At 68.2% G+C, this 19,549-nt stretch carries 20 protein-coding genes; 8 read left to right on the top strand and 12 right to left on the bottom strand.

Features of this window, described 5'->3' with window-relative positions; translation table 11 throughout:
• The first annotated feature begins 43 nt into the window (after positions 1-43).
• Together AC5WS7_RS38715 and AC5WS7_RS38710 are read left to right on the top strand one after the other, a co-directional pair.
• Entirely contained in the window at positions 44-610 is a 567-nt protein-coding gene (locus AC5WS7_RS38715; RefSeq protein WP_495959625.1) for a Uma2 family endonuclease, read from the top strand.
• A gap of 56 nt (positions 611-666) precedes the next feature.
• The gene (locus AC5WS7_RS38710) at positions 667-1,284 is read left to right on the top strand and encodes a pyridoxamine 5'-phosphate oxidase family protein (protein ID WP_495959624.1); all 618 of its coding nucleotides are present in this window, start codon (positions 667-669) and stop codon (positions 1,282-1,284) included.
• Positions 1,285-1,338: 54 nt separating this feature from the next.
• On the opposite strand, the gene AC5WS7_RS38705 is transcribed toward AC5WS7_RS38710, so the two are convergent.
• Together AC5WS7_RS38705 and AC5WS7_RS38700 are read right to left on the bottom strand one after the other, a co-directional pair.
• Positions 1,339-2,475, bottom strand: a complete 1,137-nt coding sequence (locus tag AC5WS7_RS38705) for a Fic family protein (protein WP_495959623.1) — start codon at positions 2,473-2,475, stop codon at positions 1,339-1,341.
• Positions 2,476-2,639: 164 nt separating this feature from the next.
• Positions 2,640-4,100: a flavin-containing monooxygenase gene (locus tag AC5WS7_RS38700; RefSeq protein ID WP_495959622.1), complete on the bottom strand. Its 1,461-nt coding sequence runs from the start codon at positions 4,098-4,100 to the stop codon at positions 2,640-2,642.
• Here AC5WS7_RS38700 and AC5WS7_RS38695 point away from each other — a divergent pair.
• Positions 4,092-5,186, top strand: coding sequence for an AraC family transcriptional regulator (locus tag AC5WS7_RS38695; protein ID WP_495959621.1), 1,095 nt, complete (start codon positions 4,092-4,094; stop codon positions 5,184-5,186). The two genes, AC5WS7_RS38700 and AC5WS7_RS38695, sit on opposite strands and share 9 nt — an antisense overlap.
• A gap of 21 nt (positions 5,187-5,207) precedes the next feature.
• Here the strand turns inward: AC5WS7_RS38695 and AC5WS7_RS38690 are convergent, their stop codons facing one another.
• From AC5WS7_RS38690 to AC5WS7_RS38675, 4 genes are all read right to left on the bottom strand, one after another.
• Positions 5,208-5,693: a nuclear transport factor 2 family protein gene (locus AC5WS7_RS38690; RefSeq protein WP_495959620.1), complete on the bottom strand. Its 486-nt coding sequence runs from the start codon at positions 5,691-5,693 to the stop codon at positions 5,208-5,210.
• A gap of 90 nt (positions 5,694-5,783) precedes the next feature.
• A complete protein-coding gene (locus AC5WS7_RS38685; RefSeq protein ID WP_495959619.1) occupies positions 5,784-6,554 on the bottom strand; it encodes an SDR family NAD(P)-dependent oxidoreductase in 771 nt (256 codons plus the stop codon).
• 185 nt (positions 6,555-6,739) lie between these two features.
• Entirely contained in the window at positions 6,740-8,971 is a 2,232-nt protein-coding gene (locus AC5WS7_RS38680) for an acetate--CoA ligase family protein (RefSeq protein ID WP_495959618.1), read from the bottom strand.
• Between the two features lie 2 nt (positions 8,972-8,973).
• Positions 8,974-9,747 (bottom strand): enoyl-CoA hydratase/isomerase family protein, encoded by a 774-nt coding sequence (locus tag AC5WS7_RS38675; protein WP_495959617.1) that lies wholly within the window; start codon positions 9,745-9,747, stop codon positions 8,974-8,976.
• A 200-nt stretch (positions 9,748-9,947) separates the two neighbouring features.
• Here AC5WS7_RS38675 and AC5WS7_RS38670 point away from each other — a divergent pair, with 200 nt between their 5' ends.
• Positions 9,948-11,384: an amino acid permease gene (locus tag AC5WS7_RS38670; RefSeq protein ID WP_495959616.1), complete on the top strand. Its 1,437-nt coding sequence runs from the start codon at positions 9,948-9,950 to the stop codon at positions 11,382-11,384.
• Here the strand turns inward: AC5WS7_RS38670 and AC5WS7_RS38665 are convergent.
• The 3 genes from AC5WS7_RS38665 to AC5WS7_RS38655 form a co-directional block, all read right to left on the bottom strand.
• On the bottom strand, positions 11,336-12,277 hold the full coding sequence (locus AC5WS7_RS38665; RefSeq protein ID WP_495959615.1) for a MurR/RpiR family transcriptional regulator: 942 nt from the start codon (positions 12,275-12,277) through the stop codon (positions 11,336-11,338). The genes AC5WS7_RS38670 and AC5WS7_RS38665 overlap by 49 nt on opposite strands.
• 149 nt (positions 12,278-12,426) lie before the next feature.
• Positions 12,427-13,506, bottom strand: coding sequence for an NAD(P)H-dependent amine dehydrogenase family protein (locus AC5WS7_RS38660; RefSeq protein ID WP_495959614.1), 1,080 nt, complete (start codon positions 13,504-13,506; stop codon positions 12,427-12,429).
• 13 nt (positions 13,507-13,519) lie between these two features.
• Positions 13,520-14,347 carry an SDR family oxidoreductase gene (locus AC5WS7_RS38655; protein ID WP_495959613.1) on the bottom strand — a complete coding sequence of 276 codons (828 nt, stop codon included), beginning with the start codon at positions 14,345-14,347 and terminating at the stop codon, positions 13,520-13,522.
• Between the two features lie 93 nt (positions 14,348-14,440).
• Between AC5WS7_RS38655 and AC5WS7_RS38650 the strand changes: the two genes are divergently transcribed.
• Together AC5WS7_RS38650 and AC5WS7_RS38645 are read left to right on the top strand one after the other, a co-directional pair.
• Positions 14,441-15,043 (top strand): TetR/AcrR family transcriptional regulator, encoded by a 603-nt coding sequence (locus AC5WS7_RS38650; RefSeq protein WP_495959612.1) that lies wholly within the window; start codon positions 14,441-14,443, stop codon positions 15,041-15,043.
• 243 nt (positions 15,044-15,286) lie between these two features.
• Complete coding sequence (locus AC5WS7_RS38645) at positions 15,287-15,817, top strand: hypothetical protein (protein ID WP_495959611.1); 531 nt, start codon at positions 15,287-15,289, stop codon at positions 15,815-15,817.
• 25 nt (positions 15,818-15,842) lie between these two features.
• Here the strand turns inward: AC5WS7_RS38645 and yidC are convergent, their stop codons facing one another.
• Both yidC and AC5WS7_RS38635 read right to left on the bottom strand, forming a co-directional pair.
• The gene (gene yidC / locus AC5WS7_RS38640) at positions 15,843-16,694 is read right to left on the bottom strand and encodes a membrane protein insertase YidC (RefSeq protein WP_495959610.1); all 852 of its coding nucleotides are present in this window, start codon (positions 16,692-16,694) and stop codon (positions 15,843-15,845) included.
• A gap of 85 nt (positions 16,695-16,779) precedes the next feature.
• On the bottom strand, positions 16,780-17,220 hold the full coding sequence (locus AC5WS7_RS38635; protein WP_495959609.1) for a DUF6412 domain-containing protein: 441 nt from the start codon (positions 17,218-17,220) through the stop codon (positions 16,780-16,782).
• 447 nt (positions 17,221-17,667) lie between these two features.
• Here AC5WS7_RS38635 and AC5WS7_RS38630 point away from each other — a divergent pair, with 447 nt between their 5' ends.
• Together AC5WS7_RS38630 and AC5WS7_RS38625 are read left to right on the top strand one after the other, a co-directional pair.
• A complete protein-coding gene (locus AC5WS7_RS38630; RefSeq protein ID WP_495959660.1) occupies positions 17,668-17,874 on the top strand; it encodes a hypothetical protein in 207 nt (68 codons plus the stop codon).
• A 58-nt stretch (positions 17,875-17,932) separates the two neighbouring features.
• Positions 17,933-18,817: a CE1 family esterase gene (locus tag AC5WS7_RS38625; protein ID WP_495959608.1), complete on the top strand. Its 885-nt coding sequence runs from the start codon at positions 17,933-17,935 to the stop codon at positions 18,815-18,817.
• 113 nt (positions 18,818-18,930) lie between these two features.
• On the opposite strand, the gene AC5WS7_RS38620 is transcribed toward AC5WS7_RS38625, so the two are convergent.
• The gene (locus tag AC5WS7_RS38620; protein WP_495959658.1) at positions 18,931-19,545 is read right to left on the bottom strand and encodes a class I SAM-dependent methyltransferase; all 615 of its coding nucleotides are present in this window, start codon (positions 19,543-19,545) and stop codon (positions 18,931-18,933) included.
• Positions 19,546-19,549: the final 4 nt, after the last annotated feature.

Raw genomic sequence — 19,549 nt, 5'->3', positions numbered from 1 at the left:
CAGCGGGATCGGGCCCCCCGACGGATGGCCGGGAGGAGCGCAAATGGCTGTGCAGTCGATAACCCCCGCGTGGATGCGCGAGCGGATCACGGTGGAGCAGTACGAGTCCTGGTCCGAGGAGCAGAGTGCGGGAATCGAGATCGTGGACGGAATGGCCGTCGTAAGTCCAACGGCATCCAAACGCCACAACCGACTGGCCCGGATCCTGGCGAATGCGCTGGACAGCGCCGCTGGCCCGGACTGGAACGCCGATACGGACTTCGACGTCAGGCTTCAGGATGTACCGCTGCACAATCGCCGGCCGGATGTCGTGGTGTACCGCGCGGATACGATCGACATCACCCCCACTCGCCCCGAACACGTCCTGCTCGTCGCGGAGATCGTGTCGCCGGGGTCGGAGACCACCGACCGGATCGTGAAGGTCGAGCAGTACGCCCGGGCGGGCATCGGGTTCTACTGGCGGATCGAGCAGGCCGCGACCGGGGTGCCGCTGGTCTACACGTACGTGCTGGATCCGGCGACCCGGGCGTACCGATCGGGGGAGATGTTCACCGGGGTGATCGAGGCGTCCGCGCCTTTCCCCGTCCGGATCGATCTCGGCCGCATCTGAAGCCGGTCGTTACACTGGCCGCAGGCTCACGACATGTTCGAGCGGAAGGCGTGCCGATGGCCAAGGAGTTCGAGCGGCTCGACGACCAACTGCGGCAGTTCATTCGGGCGCAGGCGATGTTCTTCGTGGCCAGCGCGCCCTCGGAGGGCGGACGAGTCAATCTGTCGCCCAAGGGATATCAGGATACGTTCGCGATTCTGGACGATCACACCGTCGCCTATCTCGATCTGTTCGGCAGCGGTTCGGAAACCATCGCCCACATTCGGGAGAACGGCCGGATCACGGTGATGTTCTGTTCGTTCACTCGCAACTCCCGGATTCTGCGGCTGTTCGGGTCGGGCCGGGTCGTGCGCCCGGACGATCCCGAATTCCTCGACCTGCGAACGCATTTCGGCACCGACCACCCCGGCGTGCGCGCGGTGGTGGTGATCCGGGTCGAGCGCATCGCCGATGCGTGCGGATATTCGGTGCCCTACTACGAACTCGTCGGCGAACGCCCGGTTCTGGACGACTATCACGCCCGCCAGCCGCAGGAGAAGTTCGCGCGCCGAATCGCCGGGGACAACTCCCGCAGCATCGACGGCCTGCCCGCCCTCGATCCGGACCACCCCCTCCCCTCGGAGGTCCCCCGCCTGGAATCGCAGGATCGACACTCGGACAACCACTCTCGCTAGCGCAGGTCATCCGACTTCACCCGCCGCCGAACGTATTCGAGTCGCTGCCGACAATCACTTTCCATAGGGATCGGTCAATGTCATAGGTGTACGTGCCCGCTCCAGAACGGCTTCCGGGAATTTCGGCCCGGCGATATAGAAGCGGGCCCGAGTACGCCCCACCGGCTCGAGAACCTGCCGCTGCACAAGGTCACGGAGGTCACGTTGCGCTTGTTGCAGGCTCAACCCCTCACTCTGTTCGTAACGCGTACGCCGAACCCTGCCCGACATCGCGACATCGTGCAGTGCCGACACGAGCCGCTCATCGATGGCCGCACGACTCGCGAACTCGCCCAGGTCTTCCCAGACCTGACCCGAACGCCGAAAGCGGGCATGCACCGTCTGCGCCTGCTGATGGTAGGCGGTGAGGTTGAACTGTATCCATTCCGCCACATCCTGATCGGGGCGATACTCGCTGCCCCGACGACCGAGCACCTGGTAGTACTCCCACGTATTGCCGGGGCGCCCGAGCCATGCCTCGACCGAGGAAAACTCGGGCGCGAGCACGCCTTCTCGCGCAATCATCAGCGTCTGCAGCGAACGGGACATCCGGCCGTTGCCGTCTGCCCACGGATGGATTGATACCAGATCCAGATGTGCCATGGCGGCCCGGACCAAGGGATGCGATCCGTCCTCCGCGTTGAGCCAATCGATCAATTCGGTCATCAAATCCGGCACCGAAATTGCCTCGGGCGCAGTGTATGCCGCAATACTCGGATCGCGCGCATCGGTCACGTACACCGGGCCACTTCGCCATTGCCCGGCAGGCTTGCGCGGGGTGTGCCGGTGCCCCTGAAGCATCCAGTGCAATGCGTTGAGCAGCCCCTTGCTGTACTCGAAATCCCGGACATCGTGCAGGGTTTGGATATACGTCACCATCCGCTCATAGGCGAGCGTCTCGTCTCTGTTCTCCTCGGAAACGTCGACATCTCGCTCACCTGCGATCAAATCCTCAACATCCACGGTCGCTACCGTGAATCCCTCGATGGAGTTCGATGCGGCGACCGCGTCGGCGGTCAGGAATTTCCGCAGCCCTCCGGTCCACTTGGCGGGCACCTCCTGAAGCTGATGACGTAGCACATCTCGCATACGGTCGACCTCGGTCAGAACGCGACGGTCGTCGGCGGTGAGTTCAGGAGTGGGAAACAACACGAATCGAAGATATATTGATCCAATCATTACGTCAAGCACGGACTCGTACAGTCCGCGCTGCTGCAGAACAGCAGCGCGCGCAAGTATCCCGACCGTCGACGGCGGTCTGCTACCGGCTCGAAGCACACCGCACGCCAACCGGTCACGTTCGACGGGACGCGGGCTCAGGCCCGCTGCAACACCGGCGCGGGACGCACCGGCTCGAGCGTCTTGTCCAGATTGGTGCGCATCGTGGTGGCCGAATCCAGGAGGTAGTTCTGGCGCACCTTCCACGGATGGCGGCTGCCCTGGCGGGGGAAATCACCGATCGAACGTTGGATGTAACCCGAGGCCAGATCCAGCAGCGGATGCTCGTCCAGGTGTCCCTGCGGTCGCGGGACCACGGCCGGATAACCGCGACGATCCATGTGCGCCAACACTTTACAGACCAGGCGTGAGGTCAGGTCGGCACGCAGCGTCCAGGACGCGTTGGTGTAGCCGATGCACACCGCGAAGTTCGGCACGCCGGTGAGCATCGCTCCCTGCCAGACGAACTCGTCGGACAGCGTGATCGGCGCACCGTCCACGGTCAGCGAGATACCGCCGAAGGCAAGGAGTTTCAGTCCGGTGGCCGACACCACGACATCCGCCTCGAGCACCCGGCCCGACTTCAGCCGGATCCCCTCGGGCACGAAGGTGTCGATGTGGTCGGTCACCACCTCTGCCCTATCCTTGCGCATCGCGCGGAAGAAGTCGGCGTCCGGCACCGCGCACAGGCGCTGATCCCACGGGTTGTAACTCGGGGTGAAGTGTTCGGCAACCAGCGCCTCATCCTTCAGGATGCGGGTGGTCAGGCCGGTGAGCAGTTTGCGCGCCGCCTCCGGGCGACGTCGGCAGTACTGATAGAAACCCACGTTGAACAGGATGTTCTTGGTGCGGATCAGGCGATGCGCCAGCCGCGGCGGCAGCAGTTCGCGGATCTTGTCGGCGTATTTGTCGCGGCCGGGCACCGCGGAGATCCAGGTCGGCGAGCGCTGCAGCATGGTGACCCGCTCGGCCTGCTCGGCCATCGCCGGAACCAGGGTGACGGCCGTGGCGCCACTGCCGATCACGACCACCCGCTTGCCCGAGTAGTCCAGCTCCTCCGGCCAGAACTGCGGGTAGACCATCGTGCCCGAAAATGTCTCCGCGCCAGGAAATTCCGGCGCGTGCCCCTGCTCGTAGTCGTAGTATCCGGCGCAGCTGTAGAGGAATCCGCAAGTGAGCGTGCGCGTTTCGCCGCCCTGGCCAATCGTCAGCGTCCAGCGTGAATCCTCGGTCGACCAGTGCGCGTCGAGCACCTTGGCGCCGTAGCGAATTCGCTTGTCGATACCGAATTCCTCCGCCGTCTCCCGCACGTAGCGCAGGATCGAGGGCCCGTCGGCGATGGACTTGGCATCGCGCCACGGCTTGAACGGGTAGCCGAGCGTGAACATGTCCGAGTCCGAGCGCACACCCGGGTAACGGAACAGATCCCAGGTTCCGCCGAGCGCTTCGCGGGCCTCGAGCACGGCGTAGCTCTTGTCCGGCAGCTCGGTCTGCAGCCGGTAGGCGGCGCCGATGCCGGACAGGCCGGCGCCGACGATGACGACATCGAGATGTTCCATCTCTCCAGTGTGCTGCGGCACACGCGCTCCTTCTTGACTCTGCACGACAAGTATTTGATTCTGGACGACATGTCGGTGATCAGGTCGGCCGGACTACGGGGTTTCCGTGCCACGGTAGCCGAGCTGGGCGGTAACGCCGAGGAGTTCGCCGCCGCGGCCGGGCTGCCGATCGCCGCCCTGGACGCGGACGATCTGCTGGTCTCCGACGAGGCCATGGCCCTGACGCTGGAAATCGCCGCCGACCGCCTGCACCGCCCCGACTTGGGTCTGCGCATCGGCGCTCGGCAGGACCTGAGCATGCTCGGCCCGCTCGCGCTGGCCATCCGCAACTCCCCCACTCTCGCCGACGCGCTGGAATGCACCTCGCGCTATCTGTTCGTGCACGCCCGGTCGCTGAGCCTGACCCTCGAGCCCGATCCCTACGGCGACCGCTCCGTCACGGCGCTGCACTACGGCGTGCAGCCGGGGCGGCCGACCCTGGTGCAGGGCACCGATCTCGGCCTGGCCTTCCTGCACCGGACCCTGCTGCGGCTGATCGACGGCCCGTACGGACTCCGCTCGGTCGAACTGCCCTACCACCCGCCCGCCCCGCGCGCGGCATACGAGGAATTCTTCGGCGCGCCGGTGCGATTCGACCGTCCGGCCGCGCTGCTGCGGGTGCCGGGCAGTCTGGCCGCGCGGGCGGTACCCGGCGGGGACGAACACCTGAACCGCCTGGCCATCGCCTTCCTCGCGGAACAGGCGGCCGATGCGGGCGGATCGATCGTCCCGCGGGTTCGTGCCGCGGTCGAACAACTGCTGCCCACCAGCACCCCCGACATCGCCGCCGTGGCCCGGTTGCTGACCCTGCATCCGCGCACCCTGCAACGCCGCCTGGCCGCCGAACGAACCGGCTTCGCCACCATCCTCGACGAGGTGCGCCGCATCGAGGCCAGGCGCTACCTCACCACCACCGACCTGCCGATGAGTCAGATCGCCTCACTACTCGGCCTGTCCGAACAATCCACCTTCACCCGGTGCTGTCAACGCTGGTGGGACACAACGCCGTCCGCGGTCCGGCGAGATCACGCCCTGGCCCGGCCGTGAGCGCCCGGCACGCCGCGCGGGTCACCCCTGCGCGCGAGAGCGGTCCGCCCAGCGATTGGCGGTGAGCTGGAAACCCAAGTCCTGCAACGGCATCGATGCCTCGTAGATGCGATCGTAACCGGTGTGGGCGATCTGCCAGCGCCCGTCGACGCGACGGTAGCGGTCGTGGTAGTAGGCCGCGCCGCGGATCATCACACCGTACTGCGGGACGATCACGGTGTCCTCCAGACACCATGTGCCACTGGCGGTTTCGCCGTCCACCTCGATCACCGGGTGATTGCACACGTGCACGGTGATGATGTCGTTGTCCAGCGCGGAACGCATGTATCCGACGATGGCGTCCCTGCTGTCGAACTGCAGCGGCCCGCCGCCGGACGGCGAGCCGTAGGCCCCGGTGGCATCCTCGGCCAGGGTTTCGGCGAACTCGTCCCAGTTCTTGAGGTCCAGTGCGCGCAGATAGCGATATTTGAGCGAGCGAATATCCTCGACAGCGGCCAGATCCGTCACAGAAACCTCCAAAGTATCGATCCGCGAACAGAGTAGAACGAGTTTCAGTTTCTCGTCGCGGATTGCCGCGGACACCCCGGCGGAGCGAGGTCAGGCATGGGTGCCACCGTCGATCCGCACCTCGGTTCCGGTGATGAACGCGCCGTCGTCCGAGGCCAGCATGGCCACCACGCCCGCGACCGTATCGGGCGAGGCGAATCCCTTGCCCAGCATCGGCATCAGCTTCGTGAACAGCTGCAGATCCACGTCCTCGGGCAGGCCCGGACCGCGCCCGTCGGTCATATCGCTGGAGATCGATCCGGGGGCCACCGCGACCACCCGCAGTCCCTGCTTGGCGTACTCCGCGGCCAGCGCATGCGTCATCGACATGATGCCGCCCTTGGACGCGGCGTAGGCGGCCATATAGGGGTGCGCGAAGAAAGTCGAGGTCGAGGCGAAGTTCACGATGACGCCGCGCCCGGTCTCGAGCAACGGGCCCAGCGATTCGCGGATCATCAGGAAGGTGCCGGTGAGATTGGTGGCGATGATGCGATTCCAGTCGGCCAGCGAGAGCTCGTGGGTGTGCGCAGAGCGCAGAATTCCGGCCGCGTTGATCAGCGCGTCCAGCCCGCCGAGGGTGCGCAGGGCGGTAGCGACTCCGTCTTGGACCGATATCTCGTCGGAGATGTCGATCCGCACCGTGCCGAACCGGTCGGCCGCGCCCTGTTCGGCGGCCCGCGCCGCGGTCTCGGCGAGCCCGGCCTCGTTGACGTCGGCACCGACTACGGTGCCGCCCTCGGACAGGATGCGGTACACCGTGGCCCGGCCGATTCCCGACCCGGCGCCGGTGATCAGCACGCGGCGATCGGCGAAACGTTCCATGGGGGCTCCTTACCCGATGTGCGGGTCTCGATGACACCGTATTGCGACGTCACACAGAATGCCGTGAAATCGCCGCTGTCGACCGCCGTGTCCCGCTGGCCGGACGCCCTCGCCGACGGCCCGCATGCCCGCGGGCCGTCGAGCGCCTGAGCATCGCCTCCCCGCCGCGCGCCACGAGAACGGGTTCACTCATCGCCGGCTCGGGAGACCGACCCGGCAGCCGACCCATTGCGTGCGACGGAATCATCCGACAGGACGACGCGGACATCGACCGGCACGACCGCGGCCGCGGACGCGATCACCGGGTTGAGATCGAGCTCGGCGATCTCCGGATGCGCGGCGACGAGATCCCCGACGCGGACCAGCAGACGCGCGAGCCGCCGCCGATCGATGACCGGGAAGTTTCTGTAGCCGTCGAGCAGCCGGGAGGCCACGGTCTCCTCGATCATCTCGCGGGCTTCGCGCTCGGTGAACGGCGCGGCCCGGAAGGTGACATCTCGCAGCGCCTCGACCATGAGGCCACCGCTACCGAAAGCGACCACCGGCCCGAAGATGGGATCGCGCATCGCCCCGACGAGCAGTTCGACTCCGGCCTCGGCCATCGGCGTCACGATGAAACCATCGATCCGGGCGCCCGGAACGGCAGCGGTGACAGCGGCGATCATTCCCCGGACCTGCTCGGCCGCCGTCCCGGCCACGACGCCGAGCCGCACACCGCCGACATCGGACTTGTGAATAACCTGCGGGGAAACGACTTTCACCGCACAGGGCCGACCGTAGTCGCGCACCGCGGCGACGACCTCGGCCTCGGTGCTGCCCGAAGTCCATGCGCCGAGCGGGATCCCGGCCTCGGTCAGCACCCGGCGCGCGGTCGGCTCGTCCAGCGGGCCCGCCCCCGAGATGACCGGCCCGGGCGGCGGCAGGCGCAGCGCCGAGCGCCGAGCGGGATCGGCCAGGCGGCGCCCGCGCCGGTCCAGCGCCGCCACCGCGCGCACGGCCAGGTCGATCGAAGCGATCACCGGTACTCCACCGGCGCGCAAACGCTCGTGGTTGGCCAATTCGACACCGGCATAACTACTCTGCACCACGAGCGGCACCCCGTACTCGGCCGACAGGGCCAGCAGCCGGTCCGCCGCGCGATCCTCGGCTTCGGCCAGGCGGGAATCGAATCGGAGCTGATAGCCGCCGTAGAGGCCGATGACGAGCAGCAGGCCGACGCCGGGATCGCGCATCAGGATCCGGGCCGCCTCGGCGAAGACCAGCGGATCGGCATCGGTGGCCCCCGCGACGTCGACCGGATCACCCACCGCGGCCGCCTCGCCGAGCAGTGCCCGCAGTTCACCAGTGGTGCGGTCCGCCAATACGGCGAGTTCGACGCCGGATGCGGCCAGGGCGTCGCAGGCCAGGGCGGCGTGGCCGCCGCCGTCGCTGAGGACGGCCACCCGACGCCCCGGGCCGACCGGTGCGCAGGTGGCCAGAGCGCCCGCGACGACGCCGAGTTCGTCCGAGCGATCGACGATTTCGATCCCGGCCTGCCGCAGCACGGCATCGGCCACGGCGTCCACGCCAGCGATCGAGCCGGTGTGCGAGAGCGCGGTGCGGCGGCCGGCCTCCGAACGTCCGCCGCGCAGCAGCACGACCGGAGTCCGCGGCACGACACGCGCCGCGGCGCTCAACAGCGCACGTCCGTCGGCGAATCCCTCGGAGTGCATCGCGACGACCCTCGTTTCCGGCTGGTCGGCCAGTTCCTCCAGGCATTCGTCGTAGCGCACGTCGGCCTGGTTGCCGAGCCCGACACAGACGTGGAAGCCGGGACCGCGGCGGGCGCGGTCGTCGTTGATCAGGGACAGCAACATATTCCCGCTCTGGGTGATCACGCTCACCGGTCCCGCGGGAATGTCCTGCAGCCCTATGAGATTCGCGCCCGACGTCACATTGGACACCCCGGAGGTGTTGGGTCCGATCACTCTGATCCCGGTCTCCGCGATGACGTCCGCGAGTTCGGCCGCGCGCCGCGCGCCGCCGGCCCCGATCTCACCGAAACCGTTGGCCAGCACGATCGCTCCCGCGATTCCGGCCGCCGCGCAGGCGCGCAGCGCGCCGGGAACGGCGTCGGCGGGCAGGGCGATCAGCGCCGCGTCGGCGCCGTACGGCACCTGTTCGATCGAGCCGAACACATCCAGCCCCAGAATCCGGTCCGCCGCAGGGTTGACCGGATAGATCGGATCGACGTACCCGGACCGCAGCAACGCGCGGATCGCCTGGAATCCGCGTTTGGCCGGATTGGCCGACGCGCCGACGACGACGATCGAGCGAGGATCGAGCAACCGCGCCAAGGCGTTTCGCCGCTCGGCGGACTCAGCGCCGACGAGTGCGTTTCCCGCTGCGGAGTCGGCCGGGCGCACATCGGTGGTCATGCCTATCGCCCCTGGAAGACGGGCGGGCGACGGTCGCCGAATGCCGCGACTCCCTCGGCCCAGTCGCGGGTAGCCATGAGCGCCAGCAATTCTCGCGGCTCCTCGGCCAGCGCGACCTCGAGCGAGTCCTCGCGGCGCAGCGCCGCCTTCATCCGGGACAGCGACAATGGCGCCTTGGCCGCGAGGGCGGCGGCGAGTTCGTTTGCCGCAGAGAGCAATTGCGCACCGGGGACCGCGGCGTACGCCAGACCCCATTCCCGGGCCTGCTGCCCGGTGAAGCGCTCGCCGAGGATCAGCAGGTCCGTGGCACGCCGTAAGCCGACCAGTCGCGGCAGCCGATGGGTCACTCCCCCACCCACATACGTCCCCAGGCTCACCTCGGGAAAGCCCATCCGCGCGTCCTGGGCCATCACCAGGAAATCCGCGCTGACCGCCAACTCGGCACCGGCGCCCAGGGCATAACCGTTGACCGCCGCGACCACCGGTGTGTGCATCATCTGGATCTCCTGGCACACCCGCTGGCCCAACCGCGCGTAACGGGTCAGTTCCTCCGGGCTGCGGAGCCCGGAACGATGCGCCTTCAGATCCGCGCCGGCACAGAACGCGCGGCCGGCGCCGGTCAGTACGACACAGCGGATCGCCGATGCCCGCCCGGCCTCGATCAACGCCGCTATCAGCTCCTCGTACAGCTCCTCGCTGACGGCATTGAGCCGCTCGGGACGATTGAGCGTCAGTGTCACAACGGATTCGGATCTGCTCACCAGCACGGTCGGCATCTGTGGAAACCCTTCGCATTCGATTTTCGGCCGCATCGGCGCGCCCGGAGCGCGCGCCGTTCGATGGTGCCAGACTGCAATCTGATTTGCAATTAGATAAATATTGCAACTCCAGTTGCATGTCGGCTGCCGGGGGTGTTCCATTGCTGTCTATCGGTTATCTGGGTCACACCCTCGCGGCTCGTCGGAAGAAGACCATCGTGTCCACCTCACTCCCGGAATCGGGAAATCTGAAGCCCACCATCGGCACTCGGCAGCTGACGATGATCGGCATCGGCGGCGTCATCGGCGCCGGACTGTTCGTCGGCAGCGGAAAGGCGATCTCCTCGGCGGGGCCGGGCATCGTGCTGGTCTACCTGGTGACGGGCATCGTGGTGATCCTGGTGATGCGGATGCTCGCCGAACTGGCCACCGCCAGCCCCGAAACAGGATCGTTCTCCAGCTACGCATCTCGCGAGCTGGGTAGCTGGGCGGGACTGTCGGTCGGCTGGGTCTACGCCTATCACTGGTGTGTCACAGTGGCTTTCGAGTCGATCGCCGGCGCCGCCCTCGCCGGGCAGCTCCTGCCGGGACCACCGACGTGGCTGTACGCGCTGATCTTCATGAGCGCCCTCACCGCGGTGAATCTGGCCGCGGTGAGCTCGTTCGCCCGCTTCGAATTCTGGTTCGCGATGATCAAGGTCACCGCGATCGTGGCGTTCATCGCTGTCGGCGTCGTCGCGATCGCCGGGCTGTTCGGCGGTCATCCCGCACCGGGGACGACGAATCTGCTCGGGCACGGCGGGCTGTTCCCGCGCGGCTACTCCGCGATACTGACGGCTGCGCTGACGGTCTTCTTCTCGTACTTCGGCACCGAGATGGTGACCGTCGCCGCCGGTGAGGCGAGGGACCCGGTGCGGGCGGTCCGGGCGAGCATGCGCAGCGTGGCCGGGCGCATCCTGATCTTCTACGTCGGTTCCATATTCGTCGTTGTCACGCTGTTGCCTTGGGACGCAACGGAAGTCACCGCCAGCCCGTACACCGCGGTGCTGACCCGCCTCGGCATCCCCGGCGCGCGGGCGATCATGAACCTGATCGTGCTCACCGCGGTGCTGTCCTGCCTGAACTCCGGTCTGTACTCCTCCTCGCGGATGTTGTACGCACTGGCCCGGCGCGGCGAGGCACCGCGCGCGCTGCGCCGGACCAACCGCGCCGGGGTGCCGGTCATGGGTGTGCTGGCCGCCTCGAGCGCCGGATTCCTCGCGGTGGTGGCGAATTACTTCCTGCCTACCGGAGCCGTGTTCAATTTCCTGCTCAGCTCGTCGGGGTCGATCGCGGTCGTGGTCTACCTGTGCATCTGCGCGACTCAGATCAGCGCCCACCGGCGCCGGACGCCGGAGCAGGCCGCTGGGTTGCCGGTGCGGATGTGGGGCGCGCCGTATCTGTCCTACGCGGTCGGCCTCGTGCTGAGCGCCATCATCGTCGGCATGGCCTTCACCGCCGGCACCCGCACCCCGCTCGCCTTGACCCTCACCGTCACGGGGATCGCCGTCGCCGCCGGGCTGGTGCATCGACGTCGCGCGGCCGCACCGCCCGCGCCGGCCGCCGATCAACCCCGCGACACGCCTCGCTGCTCACCCACCGACTCCGCGACGTAGACACCGAACTCGCCGAGCAGATTCTCCTCTTCGAGCAGGGTCGCGCGCACCTGATGTCCCAACAGGTGCGCGACCGCGCCCGACATCGCCTGCACCAGTGCGGTGAACGCCGTCATCGACCGCAGCACACCGGCGCTGGAGGCCTCGACGTAGAACGTCTCGTGCGCCGATTCGGCCAGTGGCGAGCCGACGGTGTCGGTCAGGGCGATGACGTACGCGCCGCGTTCACGAGCCCACTGCGCGGCGCGAACGGTGTCCACGCTGTAGCGGTGGATGGATACCGCCACGAAACAGTCGTCGGCGCGCACCCGGCGCAGCTCATCGGTCAGCGCCCCGGCCGAGCCCGCGATCACCGCCACGTCCTCGCGCAGCATCCGCAGCAGGTAGCCGAGCAGATACGCCGGCGCATGGCATTTGCGCAGGCCCATCACGTGAACGCGCGGCGCGTGCGCCAGCCGGTCGACCGCGGCCGACCACTCCGCCTGATCGACACGCGCGAAGGTGCGAACGATATTGGACTGGTCGAGCGCCGCGGTCTGCTCCAGCAATCCGGCGCCGTCGGCGTTCAATTGCTCGAGGTTGTCGAATCGGCGCAACAGCTGCGCCTGTTCCTGCAACCGCTCCCGGCAGAGTTTGGTCAGCCCCGGATACCCCTTCAATCCGAGCCCGGTCGCGAAACGCACCACCGTCGCCTCGTTGACGCCGACCGCGGCGGCCAACTCGGAGATGGTCATGAACGCCACCGCCTCGGGATCGGACAGGACCCGCTGCGCGAGCTTGCGGTGCGCGGCGGACAAGGTGCGCATCCGGGAGCGCAGCGCGACGACGAGGTCATCGAACGTCTCCGGACCGGTCGCGGCCGGACCTTGCTCATCCGCAGGCCGAGTACTCATCACGGACTCCTGTTCTCGCGCCGGTGGACCTCATCGTGCAGGACTCACATTGTCCCGAAGCACGGCCGGGCGCTCGAGACCGGGCGGCGAGCAGGCGGAGCGGGCCGGTCGCGCGCGCCGCCTTGCGCATCAGCGGCGCGCCCGGGAACTCATCGGATGACGCCGGCGCCCGGGATCAGCGGCAGGTCCAGCGTGGTGACCCAGCCGGGCGGCAGGGCGTTGACCGCCGGGACGGCGTTCAGGGCGCGCATGCCGGTGGCCAGGCAGCCGGCGACCGCGGGTGTGCGGCCGGACCCATCGGTGAAGCGGAAGGAGGTCTCCTGGGAGATGGACGGCGAGCCGAGGATGTCGACGCGGTAGACGTCGTCGCGGGTGCCCGCGGGCCAATCGGGGGCGGCGTCGAGGCCGATGCGGTTGACGTGTTCGAGGGTGATGACCTCCCGGTCCCGGTGGACGCCGTTGATGGTGAACCGGATCGCGGCGACCGTGCCGGCCGCGACCGTGCCCTTGGCGGAACGACGGTCGGTCGGGGTCACCCACTTGTCCCAGGTGGTGGTGATGCGGTCCAGTTCGATACCGGCCGCGTGCGCGATCATCGGCACGGTCGCACCCCAGGCCATGATCAGCAGATCCGGATGTTCCAGCAGCGCGGTGAATTCCGGCGGATGGCCGATGCCCATCTCGAATTCGTAGTCGCCCTCGTAGTCGGTGTAGTCGAGCAGCTCCGAGGCGCGCACCGAGGTGACCTCACCGCACAGGCCCATCAAGGTCATCGGGAACAGGTCGTTGGCGAAGCCGGGATCGATGCCGGTGGTGAAACACGATGTCCCGCCCGAGGCGCAGGCCTCGGCGATCGGATCGCGCCACGCGTCCGGCAGCTGGTCCATCCACGGCCACACCCACGGCGTCATGGCCGTGGAGCACACATCGATTCCGGCGCGCAGGAATTCACCGATCACCCGGATGTTCTCCTCGGCGAACTGCGCGGTGGGACCGTAGTGCACCACCGCGTCCGGCCGCAGCGCGATCAGCTCGGCGATCGAATTCGTCGCCGCCACACCGGTTTTCCCCGCTCCGCACAGATCACCGGCGTCCACTCCGACCTTCTCCGGATTGCTCACGCCCACACCGGCCAGTTCGAACCGCGGGTGCCGCAGGATCTCGGCGAGCACCATCGATCCGACAACGCCGGTGCCCCACAGCACGATTCGCTTCTTGTCGTTGGACACGGCCCCTCCTGATTCAGCGGTGGAATTCGCCGCAGTCGACGGTCAGCATCTGCCCGGTGACGGCCGTGGCCAGATCGCTGGCCAGGAACAGCGCCGCGCGAGCGACCTCCTCGGGCGCGGCCAGGCGCTTCAGATCGGTGGGCGCGGCCTTCTCGCGGTAGATGTCGTCGTGCGTCACCCCGGCCTGCGCGGCGAGCCAGTCGAAATACGCCTTGTTGATGTCCTCGTACACGTACGACGGCGCGACGCTGTTCACCCGGATCCCGCGCGGCCCCAGCTCGGTGGCCAGCGACGAAGCCAGGTGGGCCAGAGCACCTTTGGAAAGTTTGTAGCCGGAGTACTCGGGCTGCGAGCTGTAGGACACGCACGAGTTGAGCATGATGATCGAGCCGCGGGACCGCGCCAGGGCATCGGCGAACAAGGCCGAAAGCCGCAGCGGCGCGAAGACATTCGTCTCGTTCGCCACGCGCAGCGCGGCCGGGTCGATCCGGCTGATCGGATCCATCGGCGGGATGGCGAAGGCGTTGTTGATCAGGCAGTCGATCCGCTCGAACGCGCCCAGGGCGCGGTCGACCAGCGCGACGCGCTGATCCTCGTCGGTGATATCGGCCGGCACGACGGCCGCGGTGCGCCCGAGCGCCCGAACCTGCTCGGCGAGCTTCTCCAGACGCCGCTCGGTCCGGCTGACCAGAACCAGATCCGCGCCCATGTGCGCGGCCTCCAGGGCCAGCGATCGCCCCAGACCGGGTCCGACGCCCGAGAGCACGATGACCTTGTCCTGCAGCAGCGGCACCGGGCGATAACTCTCGGCGGGCTCGGTGACATGCGCGTCGGCGGGCACGAATCCTCCTAGCGGTCCAGCAGTTACACTGTGTAACGACTTAGATGTGACAGACTGTAACGACTCTCTCCCGCGCTGACAAGGATGCATTTCGTGACCGCACGCCACCGCCTGGGTCCGCACCGCGATCCCGCGGTGGACCGCGCGGTGCTCGAGGCCGCCCGCGACCTGCTCGTGGAACGCGGATACGCCGCGACCTCCATCGACGCGATCGCCACCCGCGCCGGGGTGAGCCGCCCGGCGATCTACCGCCGCTGGCCGTCCAAGGCGCATCTGATCGCCAAGGCGGTATTCCCGGACGTCGGATCCGAGGAGGTCGCACCCGATCTGATCGCCGAGTTACGCAAGGTCATCCGCGGCACGATCCAGCTGTTCGGCTCGGCCGAAGCACGCGCGGCCATGCCCGGCCTGATGACCGATATGCGCGCGGACTCGAGTCTGTACCGGAAACTTTCGGCCCGCCTGGACACTCCCACGCGCGAGGAGTTGGCGGAATATCTCCCCGCCGATTCCACCCCCGCCCGCCCCGGCCTGGACCCGAACACCCTCCTGGACACCATCGCCGGCGCGGCGCTGTTCGCCATGTGCATCCGGGACATCGGCGACCTGGACGGGTTCGCCGAATCGCTGGAGGATCTGCTGCTGTACGGCATCGTGGGCGCTCGAAACCGCGCGGCGGCAAACGATCCCGGCTGACCGCGAGCGGTCCGCGACATGCCGATTCATCCCGGCATTACCCGCCGAGCCCTAGCTGTTCGAACATTTGTTCGATACACTCACTGCGCAGTAGCTCCCGGAGCAACCACGACGGGCGTTCACACCACACGCGGCGACGCGCAGCCCCACCGAACTTGTCGTACCCCTGGGGCACAATGGACCCATCGGACGCCGATCAGGTTGCACCGCAAAGTAATCCGCAACCCTAGGAAAGGCGTGTCCATGTCCGAGCTCCGCTCGTCGACGTCCGATGACAGTGCCGACGGCCAATTGGTCGCCGAGGCACAGCGGCATCGGGAGCTGCTGCGCAAACCGGTCGAGGACTACCGTCGGCGACTGGTCGTGCAGGCGCGGCATCTTCAACCGATGCAGCGCTCCCCCATGCTCACCAGGGCCGAGGAGCGCATCGCCGACCTGATGATCGATCCGGTTCGCCATCGCCGGCTCGACCTCGACGCCTACCGGGCCGTGCGCGACGGGCTGCCGACGCGCTGGGATGCGCGCTGGCAGCGGTTCATCGCGCAGAACGGCTCTCGGGAGATCCCGATCGGGCCGAACAGCGCCGAACGTCGGCTGGGCATCATCGCCCGGCTGGCCGCGCAGGAGGTCGACATCGAGCAGATCCTCACGGTCGCGTCGGTGGTGATCGCGCACCCCGCGGGCCCGGACGCGGCGGTCGTGCCGCCCGTCCGGGCGACCAGGCGCGCTGAGGCGCTCTCCACCGCGGCCCAGCCGACCGGTACGCACGGATGAGTTGCGGCCTTGCGCCGCAACGGGTTCAGCCGTCGGTCAGCTCGGCCGCCGGGAGCTGCCGCGCCTCCGCGTCCATCGGGCCGAACCGCTTGTGCACGAAGTATTGCTGCACGAACGTCCAGGTGTTGCTGGTGGCGAAGTACACCAGCACGCCCACGGGCATGACCAGGCCGGCCGCGAGCGTGCCCAGCGGGAACAGCCACATGGTCATGAAGTTGATCAGCCGGGTCTGGGTGTTCGTCTCGGTCTGCCGGACCACCGAGGCGCGAGCGGTGAAATGCGTGGCCACCGCGCCGATCACGACCAGTGGGATGGCCACCGCGGCGACCGAGACCCACGCCGATCCGGAGGTCAGCAACGTCGCGGTCAGCGGCGCGCTGAACAGCTTTGCGTGCAGGAAGGATTGCACCTGGGTGACCGAGAAGAAGTAGTTCGGGGTCACCGCGGTCTGCGCCGCGGAGGCGTGCACCGGATGCCACAGCAGGCGCACGATCGATCCGGATCCGGTGCGGCCGAACGAACTCAGCACGTGCAGCAGGCCGATGAAGATCACCAGTTGCACGATCACCGGCAGACAGCCGCTGAACACGTTGAACTGGTGTTGCTGTTGCAGGGTGCGCATCTCGGCGGCGAGGCGCTCCTTGTCGTCGGCGTGCCGTTCCTGCAACTCCTTCATCTTGGGCCGCAGTACGGACATGGTGCGCTGGAACCGCACCTGCGCCACGAACGGCTTGTACAGCGCGGCGCGCAGCGTGAGCACCAGGAACATGATCGCCAGCGCCCAGGCCAGGCCGCTGGCCGGGCCCAGCAGGGCGGCGAATCCGGTGTGCCACAACCACAACACGCCGGACAGGGGGTAGTACACGAAATCGAGCATGGGTCAACACCTCACTGCGAGGTACCCGCGAACGGGCCTATGGGTGAACAGGGTCGGCGAGGCGGCCGACCGCGTCGCGACGCGGTCAGCCGCCGTATCCCGGCGCCCTGGGCCGCACCCGGCCCGCTGTGTCCGGATTGCTCTGCCGCAGGAACGATCCGCGCCGCCGCCGCTGCGCCGACACCGGCGGTCCGGTGCGCGCGACGACCGGCAGCAACCGCACCCGAGTGGAATGCGCCGCCACTACGGCCAATGCCACCATGACCGCTGCGCCCAGAGCCAGCAGGGAATTCGACTCACCCGGCGGCAACAGCAGCGCGGCCCATACGGCGGCGGCGAACGCACCCACCGCCAGGAAGGGAGAACTCGACCCAACCGCTGGCAACAACACCGCAGCCGACACGGTGACGACGAACGCGCACACCATCAGCACCAGGGAGTTCGACTCACCCGCCGGCAACAACACCGCGGCCCACACGGAGATGACGAACGCGCACACCATCAGTGCCGTCGATCGCATCGCCATGCGCCCAGAGTACCGCCCCCGCACACCCGCACCGGCCAGGGTTCCCGGCGCGTTCGCCGGCCCGCGTGCACGCGATGATGCTGCCCGCGAGGCAATCCGGGGCACAGCGGGCGAACCACGCGCGGGCCGCCGGCGCCGCTCCTCGAACGCGACCTGCCGCAACGTCACAGCAGCCGGACAGCGCACCCGGGTGACCTCGGCCCGCATCGCGTGTTCGACGTGCTCCCACACCTACGCCCCGCGCCATCCTGCGCCACACCCACGGCCCTTCGACCGCGAATGGATGACCGGCCACCGCCGCGCCCTGGCTCACCGACACCGCCCACCCCGACGCACGTGAAGCCAGCACATCGCCGGCATCAACAGTGAACAGACGCGCCGAGATGGGGCACGAGGTGCCCGCGGACTTCGCGGTGATCGGGATGGAGTGAGTCCAGGTGATCGACGATGTCCGGCTCGAGCCACGGCACCTGCGGCGGGCCCGAACGAGACTGCCACATCACTCGTACTCCGGCGGAATTCCGGCTCGGCGCTCCGGCTGTTCCATCGACTCGGCCGCGTTCGCCCGCCGGCCTGGTGTCCGGTTTTCTCGGCGTAGCAATGCCCGGCTCGGGCAAGTGGCTCGGTGCGGCGGTATCCGGCGAAAAGGCCTGAGCCCCCCGGGCTGTCGGGGGGATATCCTGGTCGGGCAATCGACGAGGAGAGGGTGCCGGTGGCCGACGAACCGATGGCGGGTCAGTTGACCGTCGACGGGCGGGTGCGCACGTTCGGGGTGCGCGCGCCACGCGAGGATGGTGCGCCGCTGGTACTGGCGTTGCACGGGAACGCCTCACGGCTGCCGTCGGAGCAACGGCGGCCGGGCCTGATGATGGACGAGTGGACCAGTTTCGGTGAGCACGCGGCGGATTGGGGGATCGCCGTCGTCTATCCGGACGGATGGGATCGCTGCTGGGCGGACGGGCGCGGGGTCACCCTCGCCGACGAGGCCGGTGTCGATGACGTCGCTTTCCTGCGTGAGCTGATCCACTGGTGCGCAGCTGAATTCGGCACGCGGCCGGAATGGTCGATTCCCGCGGGGATCTCCAACGGCGCGTTCATGGCGCACCGGCTGGGACTCGAACTCGGCGATCTGGTGCCCGCGTTCGGCGCGGTCGCCGGGGGCCTGCCGGCCGCGTTCGAACATGTCGAGCCCACGCACGCCGTGTCGGCGATGCTGATCAACGGAACCGCCGACGAGGCGGTGCCGATCACCGGCGGCTACTCCCGGCACCGTGGCCCGAACGGTGAGTTGCGCGGCCGGACATTGGGTTTGGCCGAATCTGCCGCATGGTGGCAGACCGCCGACCGATGCTCGGGCGAGGGCACGACCGTCACCACCGACCGATCCAGCAGGCATGCCGTCGAGGGCGGCGCCGGGGGCACCCGGGTCACCGCGTGGACGGTGTTCGGCGGCGGCCACACCTGGCCCGGCAGGCCGACTCCCCCGGAGTGGGGCACCGGCCCGAACACCGTCACATCCACGGAATTCGATGCCGCGGAGGAGATCTACCGGTTCGCGCGGGGCGTACTGGTTCCTGCCGACGCGCGAAAGCTCTGAGCCCCGGTTCCGCCCCAACCGTGGGCCGTTCCCAGCTGCCCACCTCGAAGACGCTGCGGGGCAAGCTGATTCGTCACCGCCCACCGAGGCCGGACGACAGGCGAGCGATACCGCTACGCCCGGCGACCGATCAGCAGGTGACCGGGCAACGGTTTGCGTTGCAGCGCACGGTGTTCGACCGTCAGGCCGACGCGTTCGAGGGCGTCGGCGAGTTCCGCGACCGGACGCAGCCGGAAACCATGCGCCGTGAACGGCAGGGAGGCCATCGCATCGGGATCGCCGATGCCGATCACGACACGCCCGTTCGGGCGCAGCACCCGGGCCAACTCGGCGCACGCGAGGTCGAGTTCGGCGACGAAGTAGACCGTGTTGACGGTAATGGCCGCATCCAGACTCGCATCGGCGAGCGGAAGTTCGGTGAGCGAGCCCTCGAGCACCCGCAACCGGCCCGTGCCGATCTCCCGGGTGAACCGAGACCTGGCCCGCGCCGACATATCCCGCGAGAGCTCCACGCCGTGCACGGTGCCGTCCGCACCGACGCGATCCAGCAGCAGCGAAAGCCCCACGCCCCCACCGAATCCCAGGTCGGCCGCCGCCTCCCCCGGGGCCAGCTCGGCAGCGGCGACACACTCCTGGATCACGAATCGGTTGGTGCGATCGAGTAACCGCCCGACTCCCTTGCCCAGCAGGCCGTGCGGATGCCCGAGCTGACCGGCGACGGTGGACATCACA

The organism is Nocardia sp. PLKS1-43 (genome assembly GCF_059510335.1).
Note: the sequence above shows the minus strand (reverse complement) of the source record. Positions and strands in the feature narration are given on the sequence as shown.

Coding starts and splice junctions, on each gene's coding strand:
- AC5WS7_RS38715 (WP_495959625.1), top strand. CDS start 44: ATGGCTGTGCAGTCGATAACCCCCGCGTGGATGCGCGAGCGGATCACG.
- AC5WS7_RS38710 (WP_495959624.1), top strand. CDS start 667: ATGGCCAAGGAGTTCGAGCGGCTCGACGACCAACTGCGGCAGTTCATT.
- AC5WS7_RS38695 (WP_495959621.1), top strand. CDS start 4,092: ATGTTCCATCTCTCCAGTGTGCTGCGGCACACGCGCTCCTTCTTGACT.
- AC5WS7_RS38700 (WP_495959622.1), bottom strand. CDS start 4,100: ATGGAACATCTCGATGTCGTCATCGTCGGCGCCGGCCTGTCCGGCATC.
- AC5WS7_RS38685 (WP_495959619.1), bottom strand. CDS start 6,554: ATGGAACGTTTCGCCGATCGCCGCGTGCTGATCACCGGCGCCGGGTCG.
- AC5WS7_RS38680 (WP_495959618.1), bottom strand. CDS start 8,971: ATGACCACCGATGTGCGCCCGGCCGACTCCGCAGCGGGAAACGCACTC.
- AC5WS7_RS38675 (WP_495959617.1), bottom strand. CDS start 9,747: ATGCCGACCGTGCTGGTGAGCAGATCCGAATCCGTTGTGACACTGACG.
- AC5WS7_RS38665 (WP_495959615.1), bottom strand. CDS start 12,277: ATGAGTACTCGGCCTGCGGATGAGCAAGGTCCGGCCGCGACCGGTCCG.
- AC5WS7_RS38645 (WP_495959611.1), top strand. CDS start 15,287: ATGTCCGAGCTCCGCTCGTCGACGTCCGATGACAGTGCCGACGGCCAA.
- yidC (WP_495959610.1), bottom strand. CDS start 16,694: ATGCTCGATTTCGTGTACTACCCCCTGTCCGGCGTGTTGTGGTTGTGG.
- AC5WS7_RS38635 (WP_495959609.1), bottom strand. CDS start 17,220: ATGGCGATGCGATCGACGGCACTGATGGTGTGCGCGTTCGTCATCTCC.
- AC5WS7_RS38630 (WP_495959660.1), top strand. CDS start 17,668: ATGTCCGGCTCGAGCCACGGCACCTGCGGCGGGCCCGAACGAGACTGC.
- AC5WS7_RS38620 (WP_495959658.1), bottom strand. CDS start 19,545: ATGTCCACCGTCGCCGGTCAGCTCGGGCATCCGCACGGCCTGCTGGGC.